Consider the following 17,412-nt stretch of genomic DNA (forward strand, 5'->3'; position numbering starts at 1 on the left):
TTCGTTCACTTTCGTAAAAAAGTAGTATTCTAAGTGTGTAAGCTGTTATATAAAAAATCTTAGTCCTGTACTAATCAAAAATGGAGGAGATTAGGATGACTCAAGTATTAGAAAATGTTAAAAACGCATGGGAAAACTTTAAAGGTGAAAAATGGAAAGCAGAGATTGATGTTCGCGATTTCATTTTAAATAATGTAAACGTTTTCGAAGGGGACGAATCTTTCTTAGCAGAAGCAACTGAAGCAACGAAACAACTTTGGGATCAAGTAATGGATTTAACAACGAAAGAACGTGAAAACGGTGGCGTTCTTGATATGGATACAAAAATTGTTTCTTCTATTACATCACATGACCCAGGATACTTAAATAAAGATATTGAAAAAGTAGTCGGTTTCCAAACTGATAAACCATTTAAACGTTCTTTACAACCATATGGTGGTATTCGTATGGCAGAACAAGCTTGTGAATCTTATGGATACGAAATGGATAAAGAACTTAGTCGTATTTTTAGAGAGTGGAGAAAAACTCATAACCAAGGTGTATTTGATGCATACACACCAGAAATGAGAAATGCACGTAAATCAGGTGTTATTACTGGTCTTCCAGATGCATACGGACGTGGACGTATTATCGGTGACTATCGCCGAGTAGCGTTATATGGTATTGATCATTTAATTGAAGCGAAAAAAGCTGATTTGAATTTAACTGGTGGTGTAATGAGCGAAGATACAATGCGTTTACGCGAAGAGTTATCTGAGCAAATGCGTGCACTTCAAGAGTTAAAAGAAATGGCTGCTTCTCATGGCTTCGATATTTCTAAGCCAGCAACAAATGCACAAGAAGCATTCCAATGGTTATACTTCGCATACCTTGCAGCGATTAAAGAACAAAACGGAGCTGCAATGAGTCTTGGACGTACTTCTACATTCTTAGATATTTACATTGAAAGAGATTTAGCAAATGGTACTTTAACAGAAGAAGAAGTACAAGAAATTGTCGATCACTTCATTATGAAATTACGTCTTGTGAAATTCGCAAGAACACCTGATTATAATGAATTATTCTCTGGTGACCCAACTTGGGTAACTGAATCTATCGGTGGTATGGCATTAGATGGTCGTCCATTAGTAACAAAGAACTCATTCCGTTTCTTGCATACATTAGATAATTTAGGACCAGCTCCAGAACCAAACTTAACTGTTCTTTGGTCTAAACAATTACCAGAGAACTTTAAAAACTACTGTGCGAAAATGTCTATTAAAACATCAGCAATTCAATATGAGAATGATGACATTATGCGTCCTGAATACGGCGATGATTACGGTATTGCATGTTGCGTATCTGCAATGAGAATCGGTAAACAAATGCAGTTCTTCGGAGCTCGTGCAAACTTAGCCAAAGCATTATTATATGCGATTAACGGTGGCAAAGATGAAAAGTCAAAAGCACAAGTTGGTCCTGAGTACGCACCAATTACTTCTGAAGTATTAAATTATGAAGAAGTTATGCATAAGTTTGATATGACAATGGAATGGTTAGCGGGTCTATATTTAAACACATTAAATGTTATCCATTACATGCATGATAAATATAGCTATGAACGTATTGAAATGGCACTTCATGATACAAACGTTCTTCGTACAATGGCAACAGGTATCGCTGGTCTATCTGTAGTAGCAGATTCATTAAGTGCAATTAAGTACGCAAAAGTAAAACCAATTCGTGATGAAAATGGTATTGCAGTTGACTTCGAGATTGAAGGAGATTTCCCTAAATACGGTAACAATGATGATCGTGTAGATGAGATTGCTGTAAATCTTGTAAAAACATTTATGAATAAACTTCGTAAACATAAAACATACAGAAACTCTGTTCATACAATGTCAATCTTAACAATCACATCTAACGTTGTTTACGGTAAGAAAACTGGTAATACTCCAGATGGCCGCCGTACTGGAGAACCATTTGCACCAGGTGCGAACCCAATGCATGGACGCGATACAAAAGGTGCATTAGCTTCATTATTATCTGTGGCTAAATTACCATATGAAGATGCACAAGATGGTATTTCTAATACATTCTCTATTATTCCGAAAGCACTTGGTAAAGAAGATGATGTACAAGTACGTAATTTAGTATCAATGCTTGATGGCTATGCAGTAAAAGAAGGGCACCACTTAAATATTAACGTATTTAACCGTGAAACATTAATGGATGCAATGGAACATCCTGAGAAGTATCCACAATTAACAATTCGTGTATCTGGTTATGCTGTAAACTTTATTAAATTAACTCGTGAACAACAAATTGATGTAATTAACCGTACAATGCATGAAAGCATGTAAATGAAAAAAGGTGTCCCTTCGCTCTTAATATATAGCGAAGGGAGGCTGTTTCAATAAAGGAGGAAGTAACATGGTAAAAGGAAGAATACATTCTGTAGAGTCTTGTGGTACTGTTGATGGCCCGGGGATTCGTTATGTCATATTTACACAAGGGTGTTTATTACGTTGTCAATATTGTCATAATGCTGATACGTGGGAAATCGGTAAAGGTAAAGAAATAACAGTTGAAGAAGTGATGCAGGATGTGACATGTTACCTTCCATTTATTGAAGCTTCCGGAGGCGGTATAACAGTTAGCGGTGGAGAGCCATTATTACAGCTAGACTTTTTAATTGAGTTGTTTAAAAAGTGTAAAGCGGCTGGTATCCATACAACAATCGATTCTTCTGGTGGTTGTTATTCTGAGGAACCAGAATTCCAAAATAAGCTAGATATTTTAATGGATTATACAGATTTAGTTTTATTGGATCTGAAACATATCGATTCCAAAAAGCATCGTAAATTAACAGGGAAACCAAATGAACATATTTTACAATTTGCTCGTTATTTATCGGATAAGAATAAACCGATTTGGGTACGACACGTATTAGTTCCTGGTGTTACGGATAATGAAGAGGATCTACAAAAACTATCTAGCTTTATTCAAAGTCTGTCTAATGTTCAAAAAGTTGAAGTGTTACCATATCATAAGCTTGGTGTATATAAATGGGAGGCGCTTGGACACAAGTATCCACTCGCAAATGTAGAACCACCTACTGAGAAAAATGTAGAACATGCTAAATATATTTTACAAGCGGTCTAATCCAAATATTGGATTAGGCTTTTTGCTTTCTTTACAATAAAATCTAGAGTATATATTGATAAAAGAGTATACTGAAAGTAGAATATCCATAATTTTGTACGGAATAAATGGAGAAATTTACATAATTGTAAAGGGAAATCAAAATAGTAAAAAGAATTAAGAAGTAAAAGAGTGAGTATCATGGAATAGAGAACATTTGTAAGTTATTGCGAAAGCTCTTATAGGAAAGTATAATGTAAAGATATGAGCACAGATAGGATTAAGGGGTCAATCTTATATGCTTTGCATATCCACGACAGGTACATAGCTGAAAGGGAATTATTAGAATCTGTTTATGTAATTTTTAAGGAAAATGTTTTTCCTATTGTCGTATATGCAATATGGAGAAACAAAAAGCTAGGAGTGGATTTGTTTGATAAAAAACCCCAAGGTTTTAATATTAACTGCACATTACGGTAATGGTCATGTGCAAGTAGCAAAAACATTAGAACAAACATTTCGCCAAAAAGGAATTGAAGATGTTATTGTATGCGACTTGTTTGGAGAATCACATCCATTTATAACTGACATTACAAAATATCTATATTTAAAAAGTTATACAATAGGAAAAGAATTATATCGTTTGTTTTATTACGGGGTAGAAAAAATTTATGATAAGAAAATAGCATCTTGGTATGCGAACTTTGGAAGAAAACGTTTGAAAACACTATTACAGGTGGAGAAACCAGATATTGTAATTAATACATTTCCAATTATCGCTGTACCAGAATTGAAGAAACAAACAGGTATTTCAATTCCTGTCTATAACGTATTAACGGATTTTTGCGTGCACAAAATATGGATTCATCGAGAAGTAGATCGTTATTTTGTTGCAACGGATCATGTGAAAGAATTGATGGTTGATATCGGTGTACCTGCGGAACAAATTGTTGAAACAGGAATTCCAATTCGGAGTAGTTTTGAGTTAAAGGTAAATCCAGAAATCATATATACTAAATATCAGTTATGTAAGAATAAAAAGATTTTACTAATTGTAGCAGGTGCTCATGGGGTATTAGGAAATGTAAAAGAACTATGCCAATCATTTATGTCAGTGCCTAATTTACAAGTAGTTGTTGTTTGTGGGAAAAATGAAGCTTTAAAACAGGATTTATTAAGTTTACAGAAGCAAAATTCCGATGCATTAAAAGTGTTTGGGTATGTTGAAAATATTGATGAATTATTCCGTGTTACTTCTTGTATGATTACGAAGCCAGGCGGAATAACATTAAGTGAAGCAGCAGCGTTGCAAGTACCTGTCATTTTATATAAGCCTGTTCCAGGACAAGAAAATGAAAATGCGATGTACTTTGAAAGAAAGGGAGCAGCAGTTGTCATTCGCGATGATAGTGAGGTTTTTGCAAAAACAGAGGCATTATTACAAGATGATGTGAAGCTTCTTCAAATGAAAGAAGCAATGAAAAGCATCTATCTTCCAGAGCCAGCTGGTCATATTGTAGATGCAATTTTGGCAGAAAATCATGCAGAACCGCGTCATATACCTATTAAATCACCTGCTCTTGCACAATCTTTTACTTAATATGAAACCCTCTTTGTATATGTAAAGAGGGTTCTTTATTATTTTCAAAGAAAATTCAGCCAGTTATCCACAAAAGGATTGCGCTTTCATTAAACAGTAAAGTCGGAATATTAACAACTATATCCACATTGTCCACAATTTTTAGAAAAATATCCACAATTAAAACAGCTGATATATGCTTTAATATAGAAAAATATTAAATGTTTTTGAAAATTACTAACAATTCTGTTGGTTTTGTGGATAAAGTTGTCCACAGCAAAAAAAGCCCCTTATGTATAAGGGGCTTTTTGCTTACTTTTATCAATCGAGAAAATTATGTAATGAAAATGAATAATTAGGGGGGAAACTTCTAATTATTCATTTTCACTTTAAATGCTTTTCGAGCGATATCCTGCTGCACGATCTGCTTTTTGAAATTCGCGTTGATAGAGAACTTCTTGTGTACTAGATAATGTGTTTTTTGCTTTATCACGTTTCTTTTTATCCATTACAAATCACCTCGTGTCTTAAAGTTACTATTTATCGTTTCCAAAGACATGAGGGGATATACGCATATGGAAAATGTTAATGATTGATTATCATTTCAGAAAATTTAGATTATGCTTCTTTTAATTGATGAGCATCTTGGAAGGTTGTATCTCGCATTGTAGCAAGTGTGTATTGATCTTTTGGAATTTCATATAAGTTATATACTTCTTCGTTTGCGTTAATTTCATCATATACGGCTTTTCTTGTTTCGTTTGCTAGATTCACATATTGCAGTTTTTCTGCAGCTTTAATAGAACGAATATTTATTTTACGAATACGCATGAAAATTGTTTCAATATCTAATTCATAGAAAAGTTCACTAAAAAATGAATCTTTTGCCAATTTATTATAGCCTTTTCCATGATATGGTTTGCCAAGCCATGTCCCGAGAAATCCAGCTTTTTCTTGCACATCAAATAAAGTAATTGTTCCGATAGGGTTACCCCATTCATCTAAAATTGTGCGTGAAATTAATTCACCACGCTCTTCAGCTTCAATCGTTTGTTTTGTTAAGAATAAATATTCTTCATAAGAATAAGCCTTTTGACGCACAAAAGGGAAGACAGCTGGATCCACCATTAACTCGTATAGAACGTGGCTGTCGTGTAAGTCGCGTTTTTTCAACATACTAACTCCTCCTCACACGAGGGTAGCATGACGAAAAAACACCCCACCCTCGAAATTTTTATATCAATCTTTAAAAAATTTCGGGGTGGGAATCGAACCCACTAGAACCAGTTTCTAACGCTGGTGGCGCACCATTTGCCTTCCCCATTCATCAATTTGAAAATGATAATCACGACACAAATTGATTATGGTTTCATTCAGTTTATAATCGTATAATACTTTATCTAGTCAAAAAAATAAACTAGTTTTTTTTATTTTTTTTGTAAATTATTTTTCCATCAATCATAGTTAGTACAGGCTTGGCTAAATAATGGAAAGGATGATGAGTCCATAACACGAGATCGGCGTCTTTTCCAACCTCGATGCTTCCAATTCTATCCTCTAAACGCAAATTTCGCGCTGGGAATATGGTAATTCCTTCTAGTGCTGTTTTCTCGTCTAATCCTTCTCTTACTGCGACAGCGGCACAAATATTTAAATATTGAATGGGTGTATAAGGATGATCTGTTGTTATAGAAACTTCCACACCATTTTTAGATAATATATGGTAAGTATCCCATGTCTTGTTTTTTAGTTCGATTTTAGAACGACGTGTCAGAGTGGGACCAACTGAAACCTTCAAATTATGTTTCGAAAGCTCTTCAACAAGAAAGTGTCCTTCTGTACAATGTTCAATACGTAGATCGAGGTTGAATTCCGTTGCAAAGCGTAGCGCAGAACTAATATCATCTGCTCGGTGAGCGTGGATACGTACGGGTATTTCACGACGTAATGCTTTTAAAATAGGAAGCATTCGAAAATCAGCTTCGTGCCCGTAGTGTTGTGCTTCATAGAATGATTCCCGAAGTAACCCCATAATCCCCATACGTGTAATGGATTCTTTTGTTCCATTACTATGGACTTTTTTAGGATTTTCTCCAAAGGCAATCTTTAAACCAGCAGGTTCTTGAATAATCATATGATCAATACAAGTTCCAGCTGTTTTTATTACACAAGTAGTCCCCCCGATAATATTTTGACTGCCAGGCATAACGTGGACGGTTGTAATTCCGTTTTGTACAGCGTCTTGAAAGGCGATATCCAAAGGGTGGATCCCATCTAAAGAACGAATATGTGGTGTTGAAACTTCAGATGTTTCATTGGCATCATTTCCAGCCCAACCAGTGCCTTCATCATAGAGACCAAGGTGAGTATGGACATCAATAAAGCCAGGTAAGAGATGGAGTGCTCGTGCATCTATAACGGTCATATCTTGAGTAGGTTGAATAAAAGGTTTGACCTCGGTAATTCGCTCTCCTGTAACGAGTACATCGCCTTGAAACTTTTGAGATGTAATAGGGTATACAATGGCTTGTTTGAGCAATATTTTCATAGGTACCTCATTTCTGTTACTTTATAATGCTAATGGAAGTTAAGGGAAAGTAACTGAAAGGTTATTTGTATGGTAATGCTTCGGATCCTAGAAAATGAAAGTTTTGAAAGAGCCCATGTAAAATTGTGTTTTAGAAGTACTACATTGTATGCGAAAGTATATTTTGTAATGCATGGTCTATTGCCGGAAATGTGTATTGGTATCCATGTTCAATTGCCTTAATGGGTAATACACGTTGCCCTTCTAGTACAAGTATGCTCATTTCACCTAATAAAGTTTGAATGATAAATGAAGGTACAGGCAACCAATGAGGCTTGTTCATTATAGTTGCAATGTTTTCTCCAAATTCCTTCATTCTTATGGGTGTTGGTGCTGTCATATTAAGAGGACCATCAATTTCTTTTTTGTGTATGATGAAATCCATCATACGAACGACGTCGTCTATATGAATCCATGATAACCATTGCTTCCCAGAACCAATGGTGCCGCCGATATAGAATTGATAGGGAAGTAGCATTTTTGGAAGAGCTCCTCCATTTGCGCCTAATACGACTCCAAATCTTGCGTAGATTGTTCGTATTCCGAGAGAACGTGCTTTAGATGCTTCTTGTTCCCATGAATATACTGTATTTGCTAAAAAGTCATTTCCAGGAGTCTCATGCTGTTCTGTAAAAGACTCTATTTCAGATGTTCCGTAGTATCCAATAGCACTTGCGTTAATAAATGTGTGTGGCTTTGTATGGAGTCCCTGCAATTGTTTAATGAGTCCTTTTGTTGTTTGAATTCTACTGTTTAAAATGGCTTTCTTTTGTTGCTTTGTCCATCTACTATTAATAGACTCTCCGGCTAGATTAATAACTACATCAATAGAAGAGAGGGGGAAGGTTTGTAAATCTGGTGTCCATTGAACATACTGAAGGTTAGGGTCGGAAGTTTCAGTAGTTTTTTTTCGTGTGAGAATGTAAACAGTATATCCTTTTTGAATAAAAAAAGTAGAAAGGGATTTACCGATAAAGCCTGTACCACCAGAAATTGCGATTTTCACAAGTATTTCCTCCTCATTATATATATTCTTGAAAAGAAAAAATGTTCCTCGACTATGTTAAAATAATAGAGAGGTGAGAGTATGGCTGTCATTACAAAAATAGAAGTACAAAAACGATCGAAAGAACGATTTAATATTTATATTGATAAAGGTCAAGGCGAAGAGTACGGATTTAGTGTGGATCAAGTAATCTTAATAAAACATGGATTACAAAAGGGCTTAGAAATTGATGAAATCGAGTTAGGGAATATTTTGTACAATGAAGAAGTACAAAAAGCATATTTACAAGCAATCTCCTATTTATCCTATCAAATGAGAACAAAACAAGAAATAGAAGATTTTTTACGAAAAAAAGAAGTGGGACAGGCCATCATCTCTGAAGTCGTTTCGAAATTATTACATGACCGATATATTAATGATAAAGAGTATGCTGTTTTATATACGCGAACGCAAAGTAATGTGAATCGAAAAGGTCCAACTGTTATTAAAAGAGAGTTATTAAATAAAGGTGTTCAGGATTTAATTATTACACATAGTTTACAAGAATATCCGAAGGAAAAGCAAATTGAGAATGCCTTGTTTCTCATAGAGAAGAAGAAAAAATCTTATCAAAAACATTCTTTTTTACAAATGAAACTAAAGTTAGATGAGATGCTTGTTCGAAAAGGATATTCTAGAGAAGTAATTCAAATTTGTTTGGAAGAATTGAAAGACGAAAAAGATGACGAAAAGCAACAAGAAGCGTTACACTATCATGGGAATAAATATTATGAGAAATATAAGAAGCATGATGGATGGACATTTGAAAACAAGATGAAACAAGCGTTATATCGAAAAGGATTCTCTATTGATGAAATCGAGATATTTTTGCAAATGAAACGCGAAGAGGAATGAGGAGAATAAGATGAATATGCCAAAACGCTACAGTGAAATGACACCGCATGAGCTAAGGGAAGAAATTGGCGCTTTGAAGGAGCAAGCAGTAAAAGCTGAGCAGCTTGGGATTGTCAATGAATTTGATGTATTAATGAGAAAAATGGCAATGGCTCGTGCTTATATGACGGATATAAACAAGTTCCATATTGGTGAAACATATGAATTAGTAGAAGAACCTGGTGTATTATTTAAAATTACGTATTTCAATGGGGTATTTGCTTGGGGATATAAGCAAAATGATAATGAAGAGATTGGCATACCAATTTCCTTATTGCAAGAAAAATAAAAACCAGAGAGCACATATCTCTCTGGTTTTCATCTTTGGTAGGCGTTAAAGGAGATAGGAGATTCTAAAATTGGCGTTTTTTACATTCATTTGCCAATATAATGAGAGACTGGGTTTGTTGCGTCTGTCCGTTAACTTGCGCTTTCGCATGTTTTGGACGAGTCCACGTATGGTTAAATAATTCAGAACGACTATCTAAGCGATCACGGTAGCTCATCTTTATCACCTCGTGTAGGAAGTTAATTTAATTTGTACTACTCTTCCTGCTGATTTGCAGCACGCATACGTTCTTGTGGGTGCGTGTTAATTGTGCCGTTAGGTCGTTTCGAAGCGAAGCGTGATTTCGCTTTCGGTTGACCGTCGATTTTGCTGTTGTTTTTTGACTCAGACCAAAATTCGGCTTGTTTACCCATTGCGAACGCCCTCCTCATTATCGGTTGATACCTTTTTAAGAAGTATCAATTATAGAATGTGCAAAATTGAAGAAACTATCCTTTAGAAATGAAGGGATAAATAGGTAAAAGGAGATTATAATATGAATGATATTTATGAAACATTAACGAAAGAATTATTAGACAAGAATGACAAGCTTTCTTACGCACAAGCTCGTGCGTGGGTTGAGTTACTATGGGAAGATTTTCAAACAACTTATGCAAAATCAGGTCGTTATCAAGGCGATGAAATGACGGAACAAGTGGTACGATCATGGATTAATAATCATGGTGTACGCCTTCATGAAATGCGGACAAATAATCCGAAGTATAGTCATTTAATTAATCAAGAAGATCATTTGAAACATTAAAAAAAGCGACTTAAGTCGCTTTTTTTAATGTGGAAGTAATTCCAGTTTTTTTCGAAGCTTTTCTTCACTAAAGATCCATCCTGTATAGGAATTAATAATATTTAAATTGTGGTCGAGCTGAACGATTGCAACAAATGGATAATAATCTTTACTTCGATATCGTAAATCAATGAATCGTACTTCATAATAATGGTCATGATCAAAAATATCCCAGCGATATACAGGAGAGAAAGATAGGAAGGCTGAGATGTTTTCATCTTGTTTAGCTGCTCGCATAATATTGTTGTCTGGGAACGGTACCCGATCGAACTTGTCATATATCATGATGTTACCACGGTGCCATCTCGCAACGTAGTAATAATCAGCCGTAACGACTGCTAAATGGTAATGATAAAATCGGTAAGAAGGAGAAATGATAATCTTTTCGACATTTTTGAAACGTTTGTGTACAACGCTTCTTATATTTCTGTGCATCATAATCCGTCCGATATAGTAAACAATCATTAATATATATGCCGCTAAAGCTGTATATCCCTTATGAGAACCGACGAGCATGCAAGCAATTGCAAGTATATGGATAAAGAAAATTACGGTATCGAATGTATTAATTATGCCAAGTGCGACCCATTTTTTTGTGAAAGGTCGTAATGCTTGTGTACCATAGGCGTTGAAAATATCTACAAAGACGTGAAGAAAGACGGCAATAAATGACCAAAGTAGTAGATGAAGATATGGAGCTTCTGAAAAGAAGGCGAAAGAGATGCCACTTATAAGGAATGACCAAAGAATTACCGCTGGAATAGAATGAGTAATCCCACGATGATTTCTTATATATTTAGCGTTATTACGCAATTTTAGAACTGTGTCAATGTCAGGAATGTTGGAACCAGCAATTGTAGCAAGCATAACAGCTTGGGGGCCAATATCACTTTGTGCTATGGCTGGATCTAATGTTGCTAAGCTACCTAAAGTGATACCCATAACAAGGTGAGTGGCTGTGTCCATAGAAATCCACCTCCGTTTTTTATTAATGTAACTCTTTTTATTCGATACCTCAAGTCCTTTGCCTTCTATTTCCTATGTCATCTTACTTAAATTTTTTCCTAAAATCTTTATAATAGTACTTATATGCAAAAAAATGAGGGGGATCAAGTTTGACACTTGAAATACTAAACAATTTTAATATAGAGCAGTTTCAAAATGATTTAATTGGTTGGTTTGAAGAAGAACAGCGTGACTTACCGTGGAGAAAGAATAAAGATCCATACCGTGTTTGGGTTTCTGAAATTATGTTGCAGCAAACAAGAGTAGAAGCTGTAAAACCATATTACGCAAATTTTATGGGGAAGTTTCCTACACTTGAAGCGTTAGCGAACGCAGATGATGAAGAAGTATTAAAAGCATGGGAAGGTTTAGGATATTATTCTAGAGCACGTAATTTACATGCGGCAGTAAAAGAGGTAAAAGAAGTATACGGCGGGGTTGTACCAAGTGATGTAAAGAAAATTGAAAAGTTAAAAGGAGTAGGACCATATACAAAAGGTGCTATTTTAAGTATCGCATATGGTATACCAGAGCCGGCAGTTGATGGAAATGTTATGCGTGTATTATCTCGTATTTTATCAGTATGGGATGATATTGCAAAACCAAAGACTCGAAAAGTTTTTGAAGAGATTGTGCGTGAAATTATTTCAGTAGAAAACCCATCTTATTTTAATCAAGGATTGATGGAATTAGGTGCATTGATTTGTATTCCTAAAAATCCATCGTGCTTACTTTGTCCTGTGCGTGAGCATTGCAGAGGATATGCTGAAGGTGTTCAAAAAGAATTACCAGTAAAAAGTAAAGCGAAAGCTCCTAAAATGGTACCTATTGTTGCAGGCGTACTTCAAACTGAAGACGGTCGTTACGTTATTAATAAACGTCCAAGTACAGGTTTGTTAGCTAACATGTGGGAGTTTCCTAATGCTGAACTTGGAGAAGGTATTCGAAATCAGAAGGAACAGCTTATAGATTATATGAAAGAAAAATTTGAGCTCGAGGTTTCTATTGATGAATACGCAATGAATGTACAACATACGTTTACACATCGTACTTGGGATATATTTGTATTTTACGGAAAAGTAACCGGTAATATTGTTGATACAGATACATTAAAATTTGTATCGAAAGAGGTATTTGAGCAATTACCTTTCTCAAAATCACACCGTACTATTTATGAAAATTGTGTGGAGAAAATTACAATGCAATAAATAAAAAAGTGTTCCCAATCTAGGGAACACTTTTTTAATCGTAAGAAATTTTTGTCCCATGAGTCCAACTAGCTTCACCTTCTTGTAAGCCGCCTCTTGATTCAATTTCTACTACAATTTCTTTGTAAATACTCTGCCCTTCTACATTTAAATAAGGCAGAACCTGTTGTAGTGAGTGATGAAAATAAGCTAATTCATCTTCTTTCCATTCATTTTTTGAAATCATCGTTAGTTCAGTCATATCGCGTCCTATATACATATTTCCACCTCCATTTCTTATAGTTTGAATAAGTAACAAAAGATATATGCGGAAATTATTCAAAAGAAAATTACGGATAGCTTCTAAGTGAATTGGTTACATTATTGATTGTGGAGGTGAGAAAGATGAGTAAAAAACAACAAGGTTATAACAAGGCAACTTCTGGTGCTAGCATTCAAAGTACAAATGCTAGTTATGGTACAGAATTTGCTACTGAAACAAATGTACAAGCAGTAAAACAAGCAAACGCACAATCAGAAGCAAAGAAAGCACAAGCTTCTGGTGCACAAAGTGCAAACGCTAGTTATGGTACAGAATTTGCAACTGAAACAGACGTGCATGCTGTGAAAAAACAAAATGCTAAGTCAGCTGCAAAACAATCACAATCTTCTAGCTCAAATCAGTAATGAAAGAAAAACACTTCTCTAATTCGGGAGAAGTGTTTTCTTTTTGCGTGGATCGTTGTAATGAAAAGAAAGCGAACGACATAACTTCTAATAAGTCAACAAATGTAGTCAAAGGAGAAGGAAGTTAACAATTAGAATTATGTAATTAGGAATAATAACTGATGAATAAGTCCAAAAGGGGGTAAGTAATGAACGATTTTGATAAGTTGGTAGGGGAGCAATTAGAAACGATGGATGAATTGTTAAAGTTACAAGCACATCTAGAGAAGTATCAACAAATTGAAATGAATGAAAAAGATACGTGCGATAAAAAAGAACTGCATTTTATCCGCCAGGAAATATATAGAACAGAAGTAGCGTTGAAGATGTTACATGAGAAATTTGAAGAGCAAACGAATAGTGTAATTCAATCTTTTGCAACTGAAAAAATGATTTCAAATTTAGGATAAGATATATTGTTATCTTTAGGTGAAAAGTCCTTCTTTGTATGGAAATAGAGAAGGGCTTTTTCTATTACATGTCCTCGCTTATAAATAATACAGTACAATCCTTTTATCTCCTAAGAAGCGGTGGGGCATAGTATTCAACGATAAACCTCCTACATATTCAGTTTGAAAAATAGAGTCTTATCCCTTTAGTTTTAAAATTTCGACAAAAAAGTTATAATAGAAAAAAAGTGAATGCCGTTCAAAGGGCATTTGCAGTTGAAAGAAGGGAGCATATATGGGATTTCCCAAAGAAGGAGAAAAAGTACAAATACATAGTTATAAACATAATGGCTCCATTCATAGAATGTGGGAAGAAACAACAATTTTAAAAGGGACACAGAGTCTTGTAATCGGAGCGAATGATCGTACAGTAGTTACAGAATCGGATGGCCGAACATGGATTACTCGTGAACCAGCAATTTGCTATTTTCATGCCAACTATTGGTTTAATGTGATTGGGATGCTTAGGGAAGATGGCGTATATTATTATTGTAATTTAAGCTCACCTTTTGCGTATGATCCTGAAGCATTAAAGTATATTGATTATGATTTAGATATTAAAGTATATCCAGATATGACATATACGCTTCTAGATGAAGATGAGTATGAAAAACATAGTGAAATTATGCAGTATCCACCTGTTATTGATACAATTTTAAAACGAAATGTAGCACATTTAACACAGTGGATTCATCAAAGAAAAGGTCCATTTGCACCAGATTTCGTAGATATGTGGTATGAACGATATTTAATGTACAGAAATTAAAACAAACCTGCAGGGGGCTTCCCGGCAGGTTTGTCCTATTAGAGGGGGGATTATGTGCAAGGCATAAAAAGATATTTACAATTTGTTAAACCATATCGGTGGCTTATTGCTATTACAATTATTATTGGACTAGTTAAGTTCGGTATCCCACTTATTATGCCGTGGTTATTAAAGTATATTATCGATGATGTAATTCAAGGCGCTGGCTCACTTCAAGATAAAACATCTCAATTAATAACAGCGATTGGAATTGCTTTCTTTATTTTTGCGGTATTAAGACCACCGATTGAATATTATCGTCAATATTTCGCCCAACGTATCGCAAATACAATACTGTATGATTTGCGGAAGCATATTTTCGGTCACTTACAAAAGTTAAGTTTACGTTATTACTCCAATACAAAAACAGGGGAGATTATTTCGCGTGTCATCCATGATGTAGAACAAACGAAAGATTTTGTAATTACTGGTTTGATGAACGTCTGGTTAGATACTGCAACAATTGCTATTGCTATCATTGTTATGTTTTCTATGAATATAAAATTAACATTTGTTGCGTTATTGATTTTACCTATTTATGTAATTGCAGTGAAATATTTTTTCGGACGTCTTCGGAAATTGACGAAAGAGCGTTCACAAGCGTTAGCGACGATGCAAGGGTATTTGCATGAACGTATTCAAGGAATGCAAGTGACACGTAGCTTTGCGTTAGAAGAGTATGAGGGGAAGCAGTTTGAAAAAAGAAATAATGAATTTTTAACGAAAGCATTAACCCATACAAGTTGGACGGCAAGAACATTTTCGGCAGTAAATACGTTAACCGATTTAGGTCCGTTACTTGTGATTGGTTTTGCAGCATATGAAGTAATTCAAGGACAGTTAACGCTAGGAACGATGGTAGCTTTTGTTGGATATATGGATAGTTTATATAGTCCGCTTCGCCGCCTTGTTAATTCATCTACAACATTAACACAATCTTTTGCATCGATGGACCGTGTGTTTGAACTGTTAGATGAAAAATACGATATTGTTAATGTGCCAAATGCGGTACAAACGAAAAAATTAAATGGAGAAATTGTATTTGACAATGTTTCTTTTCGTTATAATGTAGATGAAAAAGAGATATTACACAACTTGTCATTAACTATGCAGCCTGGAGAGAAAGTAGCGCTTGTAGGAGCAAGTGGGGGAGGAAAGTCATCTCTTGCTAGTTTGATCCCGCGTTTCTATGATGTTTCTGAAGGCACGGTTTATGTAGATGGCATAGATGTAAGAAAGTATAATATGAGAAATTTGCGTAGTCATATTGGAATTGTACTGCAAGATAATTTATTGTTTAGCGATACAATTGGAGCTAATATTTTATATGGAAATCCGAAGGCTACAGAGAAAGAGGTGATTGCAGCTGCTAAAGCTGCGCAAATTCATGATTTTATTATAGACTTACCAGATGGTTATAATACTGTCGTTGGAGAACGTGGTGTGAAGCTATCGGGCGGGCAAAGACAACGCGTGGCAATTGCACGAGTGTTTCTAAAGAATCCTTCGGTACTTATATTAGATGAAGCAACTTCAGCATTAGATTTAGAAAATGAAAGGTATATTCAAGAGGCGCTTCAGACGTTAGCTGCTGACCGGACAACGATTATAATTGCACATCGATTAGCGACGATTACGCATGTTGATACGATTATTTACATTGAAGACGGTGAGATTAAAGAGACTGGTTCTCATGAAGAGTTAATGCAAAAAAGAGGATTTTATTACAATTTATATCAACTTCAACATATAACAGAAACAGCTCCTTTAGCATAAAAGGAGCTGTTTTTTTATTCGTCTTCTTTTTTATCATCGATTTGGAGTTCTTTTTCTGGTTTATGGTATGTGTAGAAGCTATCTACAAGCAAATCTAAATGCTCTACTTCTTCACTATAGTTAATGATGGAAGAAATAAGAGGGAAGAGATGTAACCATGTTTTATATGCTTCTTCATCGTCTTTATTTTGATATTCCATAAAGATATCAATTAATTCTTGTTTACCTGTTTCAACTTCATCAAGCATTTCGACTGATTGTTGTTTTTTTGCTTTACCAATAAATTTTAATAAAACTTGTTCATGATAATGCGTTAATGAGTCAAGTTCGTTTTGGATAGATTCCTGAAATTCTTCCGGCATATAGCGCAGTTCATTTTCAGTACGGTGTAATGATTTTAACGTACTTAAAGCACGGCTTGTTGTCGCTAACATTTGTCTGAATAAAACGAGCTTACGAATTTTTGCGAACTTTACTTTTTTCGTGTAGCTTCTTTCTTCTTTATACAGCAAATAGTAATGGTTTAGTTTGATCATTTTTTCTTTCATACGATCAATATCAGTTTTTAGCGTTGTAAAATCAGAAGCCTGCCTGCTATTCATTCGAATCCATTTTACAATTTCTTCTGTATTATCAACGATACGATGATAAAGTTTTGTTTCATATTTTGGCGGCATAAATACTAAATTTACAAGTGAAGCCGCAATAATACCAATCATAATCGTCGCAAATCGAAGTAAGGCAAAACTAAAGAAATCTTCGCCTTGATACTCCATAATGGCGATAACTGTTACTAAAGCAATTGATATTGTGTTTTCTAATCGTAATTGTAATGTAAGAGCAATTACTAATATACATGTTAATCCAATAATAAAAGGATTATGTCCAAAAGCAGTAGCAAATGCGATAGCAAATATCGCACCAATTACATTTGCTTGAATTTGTTCAAGTGCTGTTAAATAAGAACGGTATACAGACGGTTGAACAGCAAAGATAGCTGAAATTCCCGCAAATACCGGACTCGGTAATTGAAGTAAAATACAAGCAAATAAAGCTAACGTGATGGCAATACCCGTTTTTAAAATGCGAGCACCAAGTTTCAT

At 34.9% G+C, this 17,412-nt stretch carries 20 protein-coding genes; 11 read left to right on the plus strand and 9 right to left on the minus strand.

What is annotated here, in order from left to right:
• Positions 1-95: 95 nt before the first annotated feature.
• The 3 genes from pflB to ACX9TM_RS02620 all read left to right on the plus strand — a co-directional run bounded on the left by pflB (position 96) and on the right by ACX9TM_RS02620 (position 4,726).
• The gene (pflB, locus tag ACX9TM_RS02610) at positions 96-2,345 is read left to right on the plus strand and encodes a formate C-acetyltransferase (RefSeq protein ID WP_000195471.1); all 2,250 of its coding nucleotides are present in this window, start codon (positions 96-98) and stop codon (positions 2,343-2,345) included.
• 70 nt (positions 2,346-2,415) lie between these two features.
• A complete protein-coding gene (gene pflA, locus ACX9TM_RS02615; RefSeq protein WP_000238458.1) occupies positions 2,416-3,147 on the plus strand; it encodes a pyruvate formate-lyase-activating protein in 732 nt (243 codons plus the stop codon).
• 412 nt (positions 3,148-3,559) lie between these two features.
• Positions 3,560-4,726: a diglucosyl diacylglycerol synthase gene (locus tag ACX9TM_RS02620; RefSeq protein WP_000594691.1), complete on the plus strand. Its 1,167-nt coding sequence runs from the start codon at positions 3,560-3,562 to the stop codon at positions 4,724-4,726.
• 368 nt (positions 4,727-5,094) lie between these two features.
• On the opposite strand, the gene ACX9TM_RS02625 is transcribed toward ACX9TM_RS02620, so the two are convergent.
• From ACX9TM_RS02625 to ACX9TM_RS02640, 4 genes are all read right to left on the minus strand, one after another.
• On the minus strand, positions 5,095-5,214 hold the full coding sequence (locus ACX9TM_RS02625; RefSeq protein WP_000358482.1) for a YfhE family protein: 120 nt from the start codon (positions 5,212-5,214) through the stop codon (positions 5,095-5,097).
• 109 nt (positions 5,215-5,323) lie between these two features.
• Positions 5,324-5,881 (minus strand): GNAT family N-acetyltransferase, encoded by a 558-nt coding sequence (locus ACX9TM_RS02630; protein WP_000914737.1) that lies wholly within the window; start codon positions 5,879-5,881, stop codon positions 5,324-5,326.
• A gap of 241 nt (positions 5,882-6,122) precedes the next feature.
• Positions 6,123-7,253: an amidohydrolase gene (locus ACX9TM_RS02635; protein WP_000698319.1), complete on the minus strand. Its 1,131-nt coding sequence runs from the start codon at positions 7,251-7,253 to the stop codon at positions 6,123-6,125.
• 139 nt (positions 7,254-7,392) lie between these two features.
• Positions 7,393-8,298: a TIGR01777 family oxidoreductase gene (locus ACX9TM_RS02640; protein WP_000684382.1), complete on the minus strand. Its 906-nt coding sequence runs from the start codon at positions 8,296-8,298 to the stop codon at positions 7,393-7,395.
• 81 nt (positions 8,299-8,379) lie between these two features.
• Here ACX9TM_RS02640 and recX point away from each other — a divergent pair, with 81 nt between their 5' ends.
• Positions 8,380-9,192: a recombination regulator RecX gene (recX, locus tag ACX9TM_RS02645; RefSeq protein WP_000268502.1), complete on the plus strand. Its 813-nt coding sequence runs from the start codon at positions 8,380-8,382 to the stop codon at positions 9,190-9,192.
• Positions 9,193-9,202: 10 nt separating this feature from the next.
• Positions 9,203-9,520 carry a YfhH family protein gene (locus tag ACX9TM_RS02650; protein WP_001057020.1) on the plus strand — a complete coding sequence of 106 codons (318 nt, stop codon included), beginning with the start codon at positions 9,203-9,205 and terminating at the stop codon, positions 9,518-9,520.
• Positions 9,521-9,584: 64 nt separating this feature from the next.
• On the opposite strand, the gene ACX9TM_RS02655 is transcribed toward ACX9TM_RS02650, so the two are convergent.
• A complete protein-coding gene (locus ACX9TM_RS02655; RefSeq protein ID WP_000122093.1) occupies positions 9,585-9,737 on the minus strand; it encodes a YpzG family protein in 153 nt (50 codons plus the stop codon).
• A gap of 37 nt (positions 9,738-9,774) precedes the next feature.
• Complete coding sequence (locus tag ACX9TM_RS02660) at positions 9,775-9,933, minus strand: small, acid-soluble spore protein K (protein ID WP_000517891.1); 159 nt, start codon at positions 9,931-9,933, stop codon at positions 9,775-9,777.
• 122 nt (positions 9,934-10,055) lie between these two features.
• Between ACX9TM_RS02660 and ACX9TM_RS02665 the strand changes: the two genes are divergently transcribed.
• Positions 10,056-10,322: a YfhJ family protein gene (locus ACX9TM_RS02665; RefSeq protein WP_000998166.1), complete on the plus strand. Its 267-nt coding sequence runs from the start codon at positions 10,056-10,058 to the stop codon at positions 10,320-10,322.
• A 24-nt stretch (positions 10,323-10,346) separates the two neighbouring features.
• Here the strand turns inward: ACX9TM_RS02665 and ACX9TM_RS02670 are convergent, their stop codons facing one another.
• A complete protein-coding gene (locus ACX9TM_RS02670) occupies positions 10,347-11,327 on the minus strand; it encodes a metal-dependent hydrolase (protein WP_000379111.1) in 981 nt (326 codons plus the stop codon).
• A 149-nt stretch (positions 11,328-11,476) separates the two neighbouring features.
• On the opposite strand from ACX9TM_RS02670, the gene mutY reads away from it, so the two are divergent.
• Positions 11,477-12,574: an A/G-specific adenine glycosylase gene (gene mutY, locus ACX9TM_RS02675; RefSeq protein WP_000171397.1), complete on the plus strand. Its 1,098-nt coding sequence runs from the start codon at positions 11,477-11,479 to the stop codon at positions 12,572-12,574.
• A 34-nt stretch (positions 12,575-12,608) separates the two neighbouring features.
• Here the strand turns inward: mutY and ACX9TM_RS02680 are convergent, their stop codons facing one another.
• A complete protein-coding gene (locus ACX9TM_RS02680; protein ID WP_000275436.1) occupies positions 12,609-12,833 on the minus strand; it encodes a hypothetical protein in 225 nt (74 codons plus the stop codon).
• A gap of 125 nt (positions 12,834-12,958) precedes the next feature.
• On the opposite strand from ACX9TM_RS02680, the gene ACX9TM_RS02685 reads away from it, so the two are divergent.
• From ACX9TM_RS02685 to ACX9TM_RS02700, 4 genes are all read left to right on the plus strand, one after another.
• Positions 12,959-13,240, plus strand: a complete 282-nt coding sequence (locus tag ACX9TM_RS02685; RefSeq protein ID WP_000039035.1) for a gamma-type small acid-soluble spore protein — start codon at positions 12,959-12,961, stop codon at positions 13,238-13,240.
• 188 nt (positions 13,241-13,428) lie between these two features.
• Complete coding sequence (locus tag ACX9TM_RS02690) at positions 13,429-13,689, plus strand: YgaB family protein (protein ID WP_000997575.1); 261 nt, start codon at positions 13,429-13,431, stop codon at positions 13,687-13,689.
• Between the two features lie 274 nt (positions 13,690-13,963).
• A complete protein-coding gene (gene ntdP / locus ACX9TM_RS02695; protein WP_000506622.1) occupies positions 13,964-14,494 on the plus strand; it encodes a nucleoside tri-diphosphate phosphatase in 531 nt (176 codons plus the stop codon).
• 54 nt (positions 14,495-14,548) lie between these two features.
• Positions 14,549-16,309: an ABC transporter ATP-binding protein gene (locus tag ACX9TM_RS02700; RefSeq protein WP_001161599.1), complete on the plus strand. Its 1,761-nt coding sequence runs from the start codon at positions 14,549-14,551 to the stop codon at positions 16,307-16,309.
• A gap of 14 nt (positions 16,310-16,323) precedes the next feature.
• Here ACX9TM_RS02700 and ACX9TM_RS02705 read toward each other — a convergent pair whose 3' ends face one another.
• Positions 16,324-17,412 carry an aromatic acid exporter family protein gene (locus ACX9TM_RS02705; protein ID WP_000765787.1) on the minus strand — a complete coding sequence of 363 codons (1,089 nt, stop codon included), beginning with the start codon at positions 17,410-17,412 and terminating at the stop codon, positions 16,324-16,326.

This window comes from Bacillus sp. LH1, from assembly GCF_057924895.1.

Bases quoted from the DNA above. Each gene is read 5' to 3' on its own strand.
- pflB (WP_000195471.1), top strand. From the start codon at position 96: ATGACTCAAGTATTAGAAAATGTTAAAAACGCATGGGAAAACTTTAAA.
- pflA (WP_000238458.1), top strand. From the start codon at position 2,416: ATGGTAAAAGGAAGAATACATTCTGTAGAGTCTTGTGGTACTGTTGAT.
- ACX9TM_RS02625 (WP_000358482.1), bottom strand. From the start codon at position 5,214: ATGGATAAAAAGAAACGTGATAAAGCAAAAAACACATTATCTAGTACA.
- ACX9TM_RS02630 (WP_000914737.1), bottom strand. From the start codon at position 5,881: ATGTTGAAAAAACGCGACTTACACGACAGCCACGTTCTATACGAGTTA.
- ACX9TM_RS02635 (WP_000698319.1), bottom strand. From the start codon at position 7,253: ATGAAAATATTGCTCAAACAAGCCATTGTATACCCTATTACATCTCAA.
- recX (WP_000268502.1), top strand. From the start codon at position 8,380: ATGGCTGTCATTACAAAAATAGAAGTACAAAAACGATCGAAAGAACGA.
- ACX9TM_RS02650 (WP_001057020.1), top strand. From the start codon at position 9,203: ATGAATATGCCAAAACGCTACAGTGAAATGACACCGCATGAGCTAAGG.
- ACX9TM_RS02655 (WP_000122093.1), bottom strand. From the start codon at position 9,737: ATGAGCTACCGTGATCGCTTAGATAGTCGTTCTGAATTATTTAACCAT.
- ACX9TM_RS02660 (WP_000517891.1), bottom strand. From the start codon at position 9,933: ATGGGTAAACAAGCCGAATTTTGGTCTGAGTCAAAAAACAACAGCAAA.
- ACX9TM_RS02665 (WP_000998166.1), top strand. From the start codon at position 10,056: ATGAATGATATTTATGAAACATTAACGAAAGAATTATTAGACAAGAAT.
- ACX9TM_RS02670 (WP_000379111.1), bottom strand. From the start codon at position 11,327: ATGGACACAGCCACTCACCTTGTTATGGGTATCACTTTAGGTAGCTTA.
- ACX9TM_RS02680 (WP_000275436.1), bottom strand. From the start codon at position 12,833: ATGTATATAGGACGCGATATGACTGAACTAACGATGATTTCAAAAAAT.
- ACX9TM_RS02685 (WP_000039035.1), top strand. From the start codon at position 12,959: ATGAGTAAAAAACAACAAGGTTATAACAAGGCAACTTCTGGTGCTAGC.
- ACX9TM_RS02690 (WP_000997575.1), top strand. From the start codon at position 13,429: ATGAACGATTTTGATAAGTTGGTAGGGGAGCAATTAGAAACGATGGAT.
- ntdP (WP_000506622.1), top strand. From the start codon at position 13,964: ATGGGATTTCCCAAAGAAGGAGAAAAAGTACAAATACATAGTTATAAA.
- ACX9TM_RS02705 (WP_000765787.1), bottom strand. From the start codon at position 17,412: ATGAAACTTGGTGCTCGCATTTTAAAAACGGGTATTGCCATCACGTTA.